The following is a 14,405-nucleotide window of genomic DNA, read 5'->3' on the forward strand; positions in this document are numbered from 1 at the left end:
AAACATAGAGAATCATAAACTACTGAAATCGCTCAACTTAATTTTCGGTCGGGCTCTTAGAATGCTACGAATTTGCTATTTTATTGTGCGGGCTAAACTTTTATTAATCTCACTGTTATATGTAACGAAAGCGAACTGGCGATCCGATATTTCAGATCAATTTATTTACCTCAGTTTGTGTGACAACTCACTGGAGCATGTGCTGTTCGCTCATACAAAGATTGCACAAGGTGAATGCAACAATGCGTGTACTATCCGTCTTTGGCACCAGGCCAGAGGCCATCAAGATGGCTCCGGTTGTAAAGGCCCTCATTGCGTCCGAAGGAATCGAACCGTTTACTTGTGTGACAGGTCAGCATCGTACAATGCTGGACCAAGTGCTTGGCCTGTTCAACATTACGCCATACTATGATCTGGATGTCATGCAGGCCAATCAGACCCTCAATGGCCTGACCGCACGCGTCATCTCGCGCCTTGATCCAATCCTAGATGAGCTCAAGCCGGATTATGTGCTGGTGCATGGCGATACGACGACTGCCATGGCCGCATGTGTTGCCGCACTGCATCGCAATGTGCGCGTGGGCCATGTCGAGGCGGGCTTGCGCACCTATAATCTTCAGAAGCCCTGGCCGGAAGAGATGAACCGCCGCATCATTGATGTCGGCGCGGCAAAACTGTTCGCACCAACGCGCTCAAGCGCAGACAATCTTCGCTCGGAACGGATTGAGGGGGAAATCATCGTCACCGGAAATACGGTTATCGACGCACTCAAGGAAACCGTCGAACGCATCCGCACGGATGCCGTTCTCTCCGGTCAGTTGCAGGAAAGTTTCTCTTTCATCAAGCCCGATCAGCGCGTTCTGCTGGTCACGGGACATCGGCGTGAGAGCTTTGGCGACGGCTTTCTCAATATCTGCCGCGCATTGGCCGAACTTTCCACGCGCAGAGACCTGCAGATCGTCTACCCGGTTCACCTCAACCCGAATGTACAAGGCCCGGTGAAGGAACTGCTGAGCAATCATGAGAATATCCACCTGATCGAGCCGCAGGAATATCTGTCATTCGTCTATCTGATGGATCGTGCCGATATCATTCTGACAGATTCAGGCGGAGTCCAGGAAGAAGCGCCATCTTTTGGAAAGCCGGTTCTTGTCATGCGTGACGTGACGGAGCGGCCGGAAGCCATTGCCGCTGGCGTCGTTCGCCTTGTTGGCACGGATGTGGCGCGCATCGTCCATGAAACATCAACACTGCTCGACGATGAAGTGCTCTATGCATCATTCGCCCGTGCAGTAAATCCCTATGGAGACGGCCTGGCTGCCAGACGCATTGCCGATTCCCTGTTGGGGAAACCGGTAACGCCTTTTGTATCGTGAGTATTGTTCGTACGCGTTGCTGCTTGTAGGTTCACCATGATTAGATCATCTTATCGCAAAATACTTGCCTCATCGATTGCCGGGGGCGTTCTTTCTCTGCAATTTGCCGGCCTTGCACATGCTGCCGATGTTGCAGATGCACTACACGGCTTTGCAAATTCAAAAACAATTCATGAAAAAGTAAGCCTCAAGGATCTCGGCATCACGCAGCCGNTATCTTCCTGGACAAGCCAAGCCTGTCGCTCAAGGGCAAATATATCCGCGCCGATGGTGGCCGCACCACCTATACGCTGTCGATTGATGGCGACCTCGTTGCCGGCCGTGCGCTGAACAGCGAAGAAGGCGAAACCAACATTGTCATCGGCATTGATGGCGCGCCACGTCCATCAGGTTTCGTCCGCATGGGGCTGAACTGGGCGTCTGTCCTGAGCGAAAAGCTCTGCCAGGATGAACGCCAGATCGGCAATGCCCTGATGATCTCGCCAGAGACCTATCTGGAATATGGCTATGATCCTTCCAGCATCAGGAACATTGCCACGGTCTGGTCTGCCCTGCCGCAGAAAGTCACCCTGCTTGTTGCCTCCGACAAGCTCGACAAGGCAAGCTTTGATGCCGCCTGGCGCATTGGCGTGGCGCTGGAACGCGCCGGCAAAATGGTTGATGTCATCACCCTGCCGTCAGCAGACAGCACTGTTGATGTCAGCGGCATCGACGTTCCGGAAGCACTGCGTCAAATTCCGGCCTTTGCCGCAATCGCAAAGGGTGGAAAGGTAACCCTCAAAAATGAGGCTGAAGCCGGCGCACTGCTCCTGCTCAACGCCCCTGCCCTGCGCGCGCATATTGCCGTGGCCGACGCATCGCTTTCGTCAAGGGTTCAGGCCGCACTCAACGCCGTCAGGTCAGAACTGGTTGAAACAGACCCGGAAGCAGCTTCCATCATTGATGCACTGGCCGAGCGCTCCAATGCGCTGGCAAAGGCACCAGACTCGAAAATGGTCGAGGCACGCAGCATCGCCGGCCGCCCGGTCATCGCCATTGCCCCGGATGCGGCGGCTGAAGCGGCGGGCCTCTTCAGTGAACTGTGGCGCCGTACTGCCGTCGCCCGAAAGCTGATACTCAATGAAGTCAGCAAGCCGGAAGAAAATTCGGACATTGTTCCGCTTGCATCGCTCAATCAGGCCGCCAACAGCCTTGATGTCGTCGCGCGCGGCGACTGGACGACCACCTTTGATCTTGGCACCAGCATCGAGCAGGGCAAGATCCCTGATTATCTGGAAGTCGTCGTATCGGCTGCTCCCGGTGCAACCAGAACACGGCCGGTCGCATCGGTGTTCATCAATGATTATCTGCTCGGCGCAAAGCAGCTCAAGGCCGATGGCCGTCCGGAAACGATTTCCGTTGCCGTGCCGACCTATGCCCTGCAACCGCGCAATACCGTACGCGTTGAATTCCAGCGCCAGCCCTCCAGTGACGAATGCCGCGAAACGCCGCAGGCCTATCCTGTTGCCGTTCTGCCGAGCAGCCATATGCGCCTGAAACCTGCCGGTGCTGCGGAAGACTTCCCGACCCTGGTACCGCATCTTGCCGGCAGTTCCAGTGTCATGATCCCGGCGGAATGGCAGAACAATGCAATCAAGAACCTGCCCACCGTCATCAGCATCGCCAATGCTGCAGGCATTATGCCGAGCGATGCCGAACTGGTTGTGGTTGAAAATTCGGCAACAGTGACGCCAACCAAACCTTTCCTGGCCTTTGATGTGGCAATCAAGAGCGCCAAGGAAACCGTCAAGGTCGAAGGCGATCACGTCTCCATTTCCGACAAGAAGGGCAAGGTCTTCTATGACGTCAAGGGGCAGAACGAAATTGCCGTTGTTCAGGTCGTAAATGACAACAACCAGCCAGGCCTGGTCTATAATAATGTCGGCGCAGGCCCGGCATTTGAAGACCTGCTCTATCTGGCCAATGGCGACGTTGCCGTGCTGGGAGACAAGGGCGTGCTCGCCTCGGTCAACAGTGCCGGCGTACCGCTCTATCTCAATGCCAATGACACACAGGGCGGTGACGAAAAAGGATTCAGCTTGAGAAAATTGACGGATCCATCATATTGGATGCACAATTTCTCTTGGTTGTTGACCCTCGGCCTGTTCGGACTGTTCCTTATCCTGCTCGTGCTGGCACAGATCGTACGCAAGCGCAAGGGCAACCATTAATCTCATGGCTGCCCTGAGCAGCCACAAATCATTGTTTAAGATGTAACCATGTCCCAGAGTGACTTCCGGTTTCACAAGTCACTCTGGCACTGAATGGACCAGATCTATGTCGCTCTATTGGCCCTATCTGTTGGCTGATTATTATAGCTGGCTTGAATATTCGGCCATAGTGGTCGCGTTCATCATTCTGCTTTCCAGTCTTGATGACCTGTTTGTTGATGTCTGTTTCTGGACGCGTGAGATTTATCGCTCCCTGACAGTCAAGCGCCGCTATGCGCCTCTGACGCCCGAGCAGTTACGCAACCGTCCGGAACAGCATATTGCCATCATGATTCCTGCCTGGCTGGAATATGACGTCATTGCTCCCATGCTGGAAAACATGGTGAAGGTGCTGGATTACCGCAACTATACCATTTTTGCCGGCACCTATCGCAATGACCCGGCAACCATCAAGGAAGTCGAGCGTATGCGCCGCCGCTACAAGCAGCTGGTGCGCGTTGAGGTTCCGCATGATGGCCCGACCTGTAAGGCAGACTGTCTGAACTGGATCGTGCAGGCGATTTTCGCGCATGAGAAAAAACACGGCTATGAATTTGCCGGTGTAATCCTGCACGACAGTGAGGATGTGCTGCACCCACTGGAATTGCAGTTTTTCAATTATCTTCTGCCACGCAAGGATCTGATCCAGATTCCGGTCGGTTCGCTCGAACGCAAATGGTATGAACTGGTTGCCGGCGTCTACATGGATGAATTCGCCGAATGGCATGGCAAGGATCTGGTGGTGCGTGAGGCTCTGGCCAAGCAGGTTCCATCTGCCGGTGTTGGCACCTGTTTTTCCCGCCGCGCCTTGCTGACCCTCGCAGCCGAAACGAACAATCAGCCATTCAACACCCAGACATTGACGGAAGATTACGATATTGGCGTGCGTCTTGCGAAACATGGCATGCATTCCATTATCGCCCGTTTTCCTGTCGAATATCGCGTCATGCGCAGGAGCTGGCTTGGCCTTGGTCCGGAACGGGAAGTGATCATTCGCCAGCCGCTTGGTGTGCGTGAATATTTCCCCAACACCTTCAAGACGTCCTATCGCCAGAAAGCGCGCTGGTCATTGGGCATCTGTTTCCAGGGATGGGCCTATTTTGGCTGGCAGGGCTCGCTTATTGACCGCTATTTCCAGATGCGTGACCGCAAGGGTGTCGTCACAAACTTTGTCACGATCATCGCCTATATCCTGCTGTTGCAATATGTCCTGTTCCAGATCAGCTTTGCCACTGGACTGCTGCACATCAGCTATCCGCCCCTGCTCGCCTTCCATGGCTGGGTTGGCTATCTACTGATTGCCAATGGTATTGCACTTGCCCTGCGCATCATTCAGCGCGTTTATTTCACCAGTCAGGTGTTCGGCCCTCTGCACGGCCTCCTGTCGATGCCGCGCATGATCGTCGGCAACACGGTCAACTTCATGGCCATGTCGCGCGCACTGAAGCAATATCTCACACATCTGATTACGGGTAAGCCGCTCGTATGGGATAAGACCATGCACGACTTCCCGACCGAAGAAAAGCTTGCCACAGACCCCACCAAGCTTGGCGAATTGCTGGTGCTCTGGCAGGCCATTGATGAAAACCAGCTTCAGGCGGCCCTCGACAAGCAGAAAAGCAAGAACGTGCCCTTTGGCCGGGTTCTGGTCGAAGAAGGCTGGCTGGAAGAAGAAACGCTGGCTGAAGCTGTGGCTTTCCAGGCCGGTCTCGACATGATCGCCATCAGCGAATCCGACATTCTCGCGGCCAGGGATACCTTCCCGGTTGATCTTGCCGTTCGCTGGCGTGCCATTGCCCTGCCGCCGAAAGACGGCGACCATATCCGTCTGGCTGTGGCTGCCCCCCTGCCGGATGAGGGCCAGAAGCAGATCGAAGCAGCTCTCGGCTACATGCCAAAGCAGTTCATTGTACGGGATCGTGACATCAATGCCGGCCTGCGCATTCTCCGCAATGGCAATGACGACAAGGTGATCGGTGCCAAGGTTCCACTTCTCGGTGATCTTCTGATCGAGAACGGAGCCGTCGATCGCACAGCCTTGCGTCAGGCACTCAATGATTACCTGCCTTCACGAGACGGTATGGTTGGCGCCTATCTCGTCAAACGTAAGGTCATCACACAGGAAACCCTGCAGGCGGCACTGGATGAACAGGCGCGCCTTGCCAAAAAATATGCTGTTGCCCAAGCTGCCGAGTAAACGAGCGCACTGTTCAGCGACAGGACAAATATTGGTAACTTTTTGCCATCACACTATAGCCGTTTCCGGGGCGGCTATTTTGTTCTAGCAATGGAACCCCTCTCAAAGCGGGCGTCAGACGCGACACGATGACACGCAACAAGATCATACTCTTCTCTGCAGCGATCCTTGTTGTGGGCATTGCTGCCATTGGCGTGATCGGCTTTGGGAGCAAGACAATGCGCTTATCGGGTTCCCAGTTTCAGTCCATGATCGTTGACGGCATCGTATGGCAACCAACCATTGAAACTGCCAATCCACGTGGTGATTGGCAGAAGCTGGGTGTCGATCATTTGCTGGTTCAGTGGAGCGAGGTTGACGGATACTGTTTTGTTCCTTGTCAGCAGTCATCCAATGCCATGACGGACTGGCTTGAAATTGCGCGCCAACCCTGGGCCAGGAATGTCATCCTGGGATTGGCCGGGCAATTTAACGAACCCAATGCAAGAAAGAATGTTCTTTCTCTTGCTGAAAAATCCGTCGAAATCACCAAACTCAACCTGCCCACCAATATCACAGGTTACTATTTCCCTGTTGAGGTCGATCCTTCATGGGCAGAAGCGCCTGAGCTGATGGCAAAGGCGTTGGAAAAATTGCCCCGCCCCTTATGGATCTCTTTGTATGAAGGCTACAATATTGGCGGCAAAGCCACAGCCGAATGGATCGCATCATGGCTGCCTTCAGATGTTGGCGTCTTTTTTCAGGATGGTGTCGGCGTTGAAGTGCGCTCCGCGCCTGTCGCGCGCGAATATGTGGATGCCCTGGCAGAGAAACTGGGCAAGGATCGCGTCAAGGTAATTGTGGAAGCATTCAGACCCCTTGGCGAAGGTAAATTCCGCGCGGCAACCGCAGAAGAATTACTGCCGCAGATCAAGGCCATGCAGGGCTATGACATCTATATCTTTGACGGTCCGCATTATGTTTCGGCTGCCCTTGTGGAGCGCCTGAATGAGGCCGGCATCGCTCCCAGCGATCCAGATTCAGATGAGACGAATGTTTCACTGGCCGATTGAATGGCCGTCGCCCCTCCAATGGATCAAAACGCATTCTGCCATCACATATGAAGCCTTGACATGATGGCTGCCTATTTATCCCGCCCCATTATTCATTTATTTCTAAATAACTAATGTTATTCATGGAAAACATAGTACTGTTTGCTTTGTCAAAATATTGAACGCAAACAATGACCCGGGATTAAACACTGTTGTGTATTTGTAATCCATGCAGACGAACATGCTGGATCGCTTTGCACCACCTTTATCGCCGCAGAGCATGATGCTGCGCCTTTTGTCTGAATGCTCCCATGCCGGATCATGGTTCAAGCCGTAAAATCAATTCAAGTCATTGATATCAATCAGAAATTCATAAAACCCCAACTGCAGCCCAAAATCCGTAAGCCAATAGAATCAAGTTCCAAAAAATAAAAAATGACGTAAATAAGAATATAAAATGGTTAATAAATCATTAATCTTCATGGTTAAAATTTTTTTGCGGTAATCTTGACGATGTCAATTTAAGTGGTATTTTCACAATACTTATTGATTCGGGGAAGAATCAGAAATTCTGGAAGAATAGAATAAAAATTACTATATTGTACTGGTGAAGTTATGATTTGTGCTTATGGTTATTTGTCGAATCAGCGTATAGCCAAATTCAAAAAAGCACTTCCAGTCCTGTTTCTGGCTGCTTTCACTTCATTATCTTTGCCAGTTTTCGCGCAGTCCGGCACTGAAGTCCTTGATCTGCCACTATCGGGTGCAGCCTTCAGGATCGCCAATGAAGCCTATGACGCTTTCAACAAGGGCGACTATGAAACCGCAATCAGCAAGGCGCGCGAAGCAATTCGGCAGCGTCCAGACTCGCTCCGCCTCAGGGTTTTATTGATTGACGCATTGAATGCTGCCGGAAAAGCGGACGAAGCGGCAGCAGAATCGAAAGCCGCTCTTGAAACTGCAGCCAATATCCCTGCAGCTAAGGCTGAAGCTAACGAGATCCGGAACAAGCTTGCCAACAGCATCGCCAACGAGATCTACAAGGCCATGGCACGCAAAGATTACCCCGCTGCCATCAAGAGCGCAAAGGAAGCAATCAAACTCGCGCCGGATCAACTGGCTTACAGGCATTTGCTGATTCTGGCTGAATTGCGCGCCAACAATATGAATGCAGCAGAACAGGCAGCAACGGAAACCCTGGATTCAGATAATGAAGATGCCGTTGCACTCATATTGCGCAGCTTTTCACGCCTGAAGCAGCATAAACTCAACGAAGGCGTCCACGACACGGAAGCGGCGCTCAAGCTTGAAGACATGAGTGACGATGATCTGAACAATGTCCGCCTGAATGCCGTCGATTATCTGATTGCTGTCGGCGATTATGCCAAGGCACGCGCAGTGCTATCCCAGTTTACGGGTGATCCTGCCCTGAAGGCATTTCGCCTCAATCGCATTGCATATTTTGAACGCACAGCCGGCGCAAACCTGACAGATAAAGCCATCTCAAAGCTCAAGCTGCCAGATCTCGATTGCAGAGAAACAGCTTACGGACGCGGATGCGCGCTCATACCTGATACGGTCACTGCCGATGAAGGTTACAATGATGCCACACAGGCATTGGCTGCCTATAAGGCTAAAGACTACACCGCTGCTCTGACCAGCATAAAAAAGGCTATTGCGCTTGCCCCTGAAAATGCAGAGTACAAGCGCATGCAGTCCACGATTCTGGCTGAGTTGCAACTCCAGTCTGCCTCGGCCCAGGCTGCATCTGGTCGTACCAGCCGTCTGGCTGCCCGCGGCAATGCCATCGATATAAGCTTCACATCATCCGTCCCCGACAAGGGCTACAAGACCGTCAAGCAGATCGATGCATTGCTTCAGGCCAATGACAGGGAACAGGCACGCAGAACCTATGAAGCCGCCCTCGCCAACGGTACGTTCAAAACCCTGCGGCCGATCGACCTTGCCTATCTCGCAACCCGCATCGGTGACAAATATACCGCCAATGAGCAGTTCACCCTTGCCCAGGCGAAAGGCCAGCTCTCCGGCACGTCCCTGATCGATGCCGCCTATGCCGCCCGACGCATCTATGACAATGACCGCGCAATCGAACTGCTCAAGGCTGCCATTGACAGCCTCGGCCCAAGCATGGAGCCGCAGCGCCTGTTTGAACTGCGCCGTGAAGTTGCCGATCTGTCGCGTACATGGGGCGCAACGCTCAGCATCAATCACAATGCCATTGGCGTATCGCCGGGCTCGCCTCAACAATCCTCCAATCCGAATTCCACCCAGTTTGGCAGCGAAATTTACTGGCGGCCAAAGGGCATCGGTTATCGCGATGGCGCATTGTTTGAACTGTTCGCGCGCAATTTCACCACCATCGACGACACTGCGGGCAATCAGACCGGCTGGCAAACCTCACAAGGCTCATTCGGTGCCCGCTGGAAGCCGCTGCGTGACTATAACCTCGTGCTTGAGGCCGCCCGCCTTGTTCCATTCGGCAAATATGCCACCAAGGACACCATGCTGCGCATTGCCTATTCTGAAGGCCAGGGCACGGATCTGCGTGTTGATGTACCGTCCTGGTGGATGTGGACCGTCTATGGCGAAGCCGTGCGTTACATGGAGGCCAGACAGAATATTGCCAGCTTCGAGGCCCGCTTTGGCCGCAGCTTCCGCATGGACGAGATCAGCGACCGACTGGTTCTGACACCGTTCCTTGCCTTTGGCAGCAATTACAACAATCTGCTCGATCCCAAATGGGCCGTGGGAACCGGCCCCGGCCTGAGCCTACGCTTGTGGTTCCGCGAGGACAAATATACCGCACCCATGTCCTATATCGAGGCCACCGCCCAATATCGCTTCAAGCTCGCGGGCGACGACAGGGCTGAAGGGATTTTCGCAAATCTGATCTTGTCCTACTGATCAGCATAGAGTGAATCAACGCCCGCACAAACCGCTGATACCATACAACATATTGAAATTAATGATAAAATAAAAACGCGGAGAATATCTGGAAGCTATTCTCCGCGTTCCGTTTCGTGCTGATTACGCTGAATTATCAGTTCTGCAGGCGTCGGCAGATTTCATCCAGTTGTTCCAGCGAACTGTAGCGGATTTTTACCTCACCGCCACGATCCCTGTGATTGATTTCCACCTTCATGCCGGTCACATCCGAAAGCAGCTTTTCAAGCGCTCGCGTATCGGCATCCTTTTCCGCCTTGGTCTTGGCAGGCTTAACCTCGGTTTCACCGCGTGCTTCGGCTTGAGCAATAGCTTCAACCTGACGAACAGAAAGCCCTTCCTTCACGATACGCTCAGCGACGGCTGTGGGATCGCGCAAGGTGATCAGACTGCGCGCATGCCCGGCGGAAAGCTCACCGCTGACAATATAATCCTGCACCTTCTGCGGCAGTTTCAAAAGCCGCAGCGTATTGGCCACATGGCTTCGGCTCTTGCCAATGACCTGGGCCAGATCATTTTGCGTATAATCATGATTATCAATAAGTTGCTGATAGCCAAGCGCCTCTTCCACCGGATTGAGGTCTGAACGCTGGACGTTTTCGATAATGGCGATTTCCAGCGCCACACGATCATCCACATCCCGGATGATGACCGGGATCGTATCAACACCCGCACGCTGCGACGCGCGCCAACGGCGCTCACCGGCAATCAGCTCATACCGGTCTGGCTGGCCCGGCGCAGGACGAACAACGATCGGCTGCACCACGCCATGTTCACGGATGGACTGCGCCAGATCATCAAGCTCGGATTCGGTAAACATCCGACGCGGGTTGCGTGGGTTACGCGTAACAAATTCGATTGGAATATTACGTTCAACCGGTATTGACGCCTTGTGTTCCTCAACTGGACGATCAATATCACCGATCAGAGCTGCCAATCCGCGACCAAGGCGCTTCTTAGATGGATCGTCGTTCATTGTCGTATATTCCCAATCGTTACGGAGTCGAATCTTTTTGGTTGCGTATGCATCATGCTGCCTTCAGCTGACGCTCACGTTGAATGACTTCAGAGGCAAGCTGAAGATAGGCCTGGCTGCCAGCGCATTTCAGATCATACAGAATGGCCGGCTTGCCATGGGATGGCGCTTCAGACACACGCACATTGCGCGGAATGACCGTTCTATAGACTTTCTCGCCCATGAAGGAACGCACATCATCAACGACCTGTGATGCAAGATTATTGCGGCTATCAAACATCGTCAGAACTATGCCTTGAATGATCAGTTCCGGATTGATTGTCGCACGCACCTGTTCAACCGTCTGCAACAGCTGGCTCAGACCTTCGAGCGCAAAGAATTCGCACTGCAATGGCACCATGACCGAGTCAGCAGCGGCCATGGCATTCAAGGTCAGCAGATTAAGTGACGGCGGACAGTCAATCAGAATATAGGTGAAACGCTCGGAAACGCTGGAATCGAAGCGCAGGGCATCGCGCAAACGACGGGTACGATCAGGCGCCGATGCAATTTCCATTTCGATACCCAGAAGATCCAGCGTCGAAGGTACGATAAACAGATTGGGCACAGCTGTCTGCATTGCTGCATCAGGTACAGTTGCAGCCTGTGTCAGCACATCATAGCTGGACAATGGACGATTATGACGATCAACGCCAAGGCCCGTGCTTGCATTGCCTTGCGGATCAAGATCAACAATCAGCACTGTTTCACCAATTGCCGCCAGCGCTGTTGCCAGATTGATGGCTGTCGTTGTCTTGCCAACACCACCCTTCTGGTTTGCAATGGTTATGATTCTGAACATTTTTCTCATCACCGTCGCCCGCTGCTTACATCCTGAACAGAGCCCTATGGCTTAACTGGATTTTCGCTGCAAATTGCGAATCTCCAATATCACCGAGGTCCGATCGACTATGCTTTGATGTTTTACCAGATCGAAACGCCAACCAACACGACTTTCCTCGATTTCACGCACATAATCCCGACCTTTTTGGAACAGTGCTGTTGCCCCCTTGGTCAACCACGGCTCAGCCAGCACAAACAGCTGATCGAGCGAAGCCAGGGCGCGTGCCGTGACAATGTCTGGCGTTGGCAATTTTGTCCACATGGATTCAATGCGTGCAGCATGAACCCGCGCAGGAACAGACAAATGCCCTGCAGCCGTACGCAGGAAAGCCGCCTTTTTGCCAGCGCTTTCAACCAGATCAATCGATGCACCATCGGATTCCGCCAGGAAGCAGGCCGTGACAATGCCCGGAAATCCGCCACCTGAACCAAGGTCAATCCAGTGTTTGGCGTGAGGCGCCAAGGGAAAAATCTGCGCGCTATCCAGAATGTGACGATTCCACAGATCCACCAATGTCGATGCGGAAGCAAGATTGATCGCCGAAGACCACTTGCGAAACAGCGATTCAAACGCGATCAGACGGTCAACTGTTTCACGTGAAACAGCCGGATAAATCTTTTGCAAGCTTGAAAAATGATTATCCACTGTCATGCTGCGCCCTGCTCTCCGATCGGCGCAGTCAGGCTGCTCTCCGCAATATGCTGGCGAGATCCCTGCTTCTTGATATGCGCAATGAGAAGAGCCAAAGCAGCAGGCGTCATACCATCGACGCGCTGTGCTTCCGCAATCGTTTCCGGTTTGCGTGCTTGCAATTTCTGTTTCAGTTCATTCGACAAGCCGGAAATGGTCACAAAGCTGAAATCGGCAGGAATGCGCAAACGTTCTTCACGCTCCATGACCGCAATATCACTCTGCTGGCGCTCCATATAAACAGCATATTGCGCTTCAATTTCCAGCGCTTCGGCCGCTCTTGGGTTGATCGCGCCAAGCTCCGGCCAGATGGCTTTCAGCCGCTCAACACTGACATCCGGCCGTGCCAGCAAAGCATAAGCACTGCGGCGCATGCCATCATGATTGAGATGTAGATCAAAACGGCTGGCGTGGTTTGGTGTAATTGTCAGGCTTTTTGCCAAATTCCGGGCCGCATCCAGTTCGGCCTGCCGGTCTTCAAACCGAGCCTTACGCGCAGAACCAAGAATACCATAAGCATCAGCCAATGGTGTCAGACGTTGATCAGCATTGTCGGCACGCAACGACAGACGGAATTCGGCACGTGAGGTAAAAATGCGATAAGGCTCAGTCACACCCCGTGCTGTCAAATCATCCACCATCACGCCGATATAGGCTTCGGTACGCTGCAGGATGATCGGTTCCGACCCACCCGCCCGTCTGGCCGCATTGAGTCCTGCCAGCAAGCCTTGTGCACCGGCTTCTTCATAACCCGTCGTGCCATTAATCTGACCGGCGAGAAACAGACCACGCACTCGGCGCGTTTCCAGACTGCGACGCAGCTCTCTCGGATCAATGAAATCATATTCGATCGCATAGCCAGGCTGCAGCATGACGGCCTTGTCAAGACCTGGAATAGTCTTGAGGATATCAAGCTGAACATCTTCCGGCAGTGAGGTCGATATGCCATTCGGATAGACTGTATCATCATCAAGACCTTCCGGCTCGAGAAAGATCTGATGTCCATCACGATCACCAAATTTCACGATCTTGTCTTCAACAGATGGGCAATAACGCGGGCCAATACCTTCAATCGAACCGGAATACATTGCCGAACGATGCAGATTTGCGCGAATGATCGCATGGGTTTCTGGTGAGGTTCTTGTGATACCGCAATCAATCTGTGGTGTCGTAATTCGATCCGTCATCAATGAAAATGGCACCGGATCCTCATCCGCTTTCTGCATTTCCAGGCTTTCCCAATCAATGGTTCGCCCATCAAGACGCGGCGGCGTGCCGGTTTTCAGACGGCCAACGGAAAAGCCCAATTGCCGCAAAGTGTCTGAAAGACCCAAGGCAGGTTGTTCTCCCATGCGACCAGCCGGGAATTTGCGTTCGCCAATATGAATGAGACCATTCAGGAATGTGCCAGCGGTCAGAACAACCGCACCACACTTTATGGCGCGACCATCGGATAGAACGACACCCAAAATCTGGTTATCCTCGCTGACGAGAAGATCCGCTGCACCACCTTCGACAACGTCCAGATTATCCTGTTCCGAAATCAGTTGCTGCATCGCCAGACGATAGAGCTTGCGATCAGCCTGTGTTCTTGGTCCCCTGACAGCTGGTCCCTTGCGGCGGTTCAACAGTCTGAACTGAATGCCGGCCATATCGGCTGCGCGACCCATAAGACCATCCAGTGCATCAATCTCGCGCACAAGATGTCCCTTGCCCAGGCCGCCAATGGCAGGATTACACGACATGACGCCAATCGTATCAAAGCGGTGTGTCACCAAAGCGGTGCGCGCGCCTGCACGGGCAGAAGCTGCAGCCGCCTCACAACCGGCATGCCCACCACCAACAACAACGACATCGTAAATCATTTCAACGGCGGAACCCATAAGATCCATCCTGATAAGCGCGATTCAATTCAGAAGTCGCGATAATTGCCATGAAGCGTACGAAAACAAAAGTAAAATTTGGTTGCTCAGCGAGATTGATAAATGTGCGGTGACTCAGAAATTTGCGCCAGAGTCAATTCCTTCCATGAGATTCCA

At 53.0% G+C, this 14,405-nt stretch carries 9 protein-coding genes; 5 read left to right on the forward strand and 4 right to left on the reverse strand.

From position 1 onward, the window contains the following. The first annotated feature begins 242 nt into the window (after positions 1–242). The 5 genes from wecB to ACFO1V_RS04270 all read left to right on the forward strand — a co-directional run bounded on the left by wecB (position 243) and on the right by ACFO1V_RS04270 (position 9,778). Entirely contained in the window at positions 243–1,376 is a 1,134-nt protein-coding gene (wecB, locus tag ACFO1V_RS04250) for a non-hydrolyzing UDP-N-acetylglucosamine 2-epimerase (RefSeq protein ID WP_374832104.1), read from the forward strand. A gap of 401 nt (positions 1,377–1,777) precedes the next feature. Beyond that, positions 1,778–3,586, forward strand: a complete 1,809-nt coding sequence (locus ACFO1V_RS04255) for a hypothetical protein (RefSeq protein ID WP_380075065.1) — start codon at positions 1,778–1,780, stop codon at positions 3,584–3,586. Between the two features lie 106 nt (positions 3,587–3,692). Continuing rightward, positions 3,693–5,822, forward strand: a complete 2,130-nt coding sequence (locus ACFO1V_RS04260) for a glycosyl transferase family protein (protein ID WP_374832108.1) — start codon at positions 3,693–3,695, stop codon at positions 5,820–5,822. 128 nt (positions 5,823–5,950) lie between these two features. Then, positions 5,951–6,874, forward strand: a complete 924-nt coding sequence (locus ACFO1V_RS04265; protein WP_380075066.1) for an alpha-amylase family protein — start codon at positions 5,951–5,953, stop codon at positions 6,872–6,874. A gap of 690 nt (positions 6,875–7,564) precedes the next feature. Beyond that, entirely contained in the window at positions 7,565–9,778 is a 2,214-nt protein-coding gene (locus tag ACFO1V_RS04270) for an NfrA family protein (RefSeq protein WP_374832112.1), read from the forward strand. A 136-nt stretch (positions 9,779–9,914) separates the two neighbouring features. Here the strand turns inward: ACFO1V_RS04270 and ACFO1V_RS04275 are convergent, their stop codons facing one another. Genes ACFO1V_RS04275 through mnmG form a run of 4 tightly spaced genes read right to left on the reverse strand, consistent with a single transcriptional unit; the run spans position 9,915 to position 14,249 of the window. Then, positions 9,915–10,793 carry a ParB/RepB/Spo0J family partition protein gene (locus tag ACFO1V_RS04275; RefSeq protein ID WP_374832114.1) on the reverse strand — a complete coding sequence of 293 codons (879 nt, stop codon included), beginning with the start codon at positions 10,791–10,793 and terminating at the stop codon, positions 9,915–9,917. A 52-nt stretch (positions 10,794–10,845) separates the two neighbouring features. Next, positions 10,846–11,643, reverse strand: coding sequence for a ParA family protein (locus ACFO1V_RS04280; RefSeq protein WP_374832116.1), 798 nt, complete (start codon positions 11,641–11,643; stop codon positions 10,846–10,848). Between the two features lie 42 nt (positions 11,644–11,685). Then, positions 11,686–12,327, reverse strand: a complete 642-nt coding sequence (gene rsmG, locus ACFO1V_RS04285) for a 16S rRNA (guanine(527)-N(7))-methyltransferase RsmG (protein WP_374832118.1) — start codon at positions 12,325–12,327, stop codon at positions 11,686–11,688. Beyond that, positions 12,324–14,249, reverse strand: a complete 1,926-nt coding sequence (mnmG, locus tag ACFO1V_RS04290) for a tRNA uridine-5-carboxymethylaminomethyl(34) synthesis enzyme MnmG (RefSeq protein ID WP_374832120.1) — start codon at positions 14,247–14,249, stop codon at positions 12,324–12,326. The genes rsmG and mnmG overlap by 4 nt, the downstream gene beginning before the upstream one ends. Between the last annotated feature and the right edge of the window lie 156 nt (positions 14,250–14,405).

The organism is Daeguia caeni, assembly GCF_042653845.1.
GTDB lineage: Bacteria > Pseudomonadota > Alphaproteobacteria > Rhizobiales > Rhizobiaceae > Brucella > Brucella caeni.

Coding starts and splice junctions, on each gene's coding strand:
- wecB (WP_374832104.1), top strand. CDS start 243: ATGCGTGTACTATCCGTCTTTGGCACCAGGCCAGAGGCCATCAAGATG.
- ACFO1V_RS04255 (WP_380075065.1), top strand. CDS start 1,778: ATGGGGCTGAACTGGGCGTCTGTCCTGAGCGAAAAGCTCTGCCAGGAT.
- ACFO1V_RS04260 (WP_374832108.1), top strand. CDS start 3,693: ATGTCGCTCTATTGGCCCTATCTGTTGGCTGATTATTATAGCTGGCTT.
- ACFO1V_RS04265 (WP_380075066.1), top strand. CDS start 5,951: ATGACACGCAACAAGATCATACTCTTCTCTGCAGCGATCCTTGTTGTG.
- ACFO1V_RS04275 (WP_374832114.1), bottom strand. CDS start 10,793: ATGAACGACGATCCATCTAAGAAGCGCCTTGGTCGCGGATTGGCAGCT.
- ACFO1V_RS04280 (WP_374832116.1), bottom strand. CDS start 11,643: ATGAGAAAAATGTTCAGAATCATAACCATTGCAAACCAGAAGGGTGGT.
- rsmG (WP_374832118.1), bottom strand. CDS start 12,327: ATGACAGTGGATAATCATTTTTCAAGCTTGCAAAAGATTTATCCGGCT.
- mnmG (WP_374832120.1), bottom strand. CDS start 14,249: ATGGGTTCCGCCGTTGAAATGATTTACGATGTCGTTGTTGTTGGTGGT.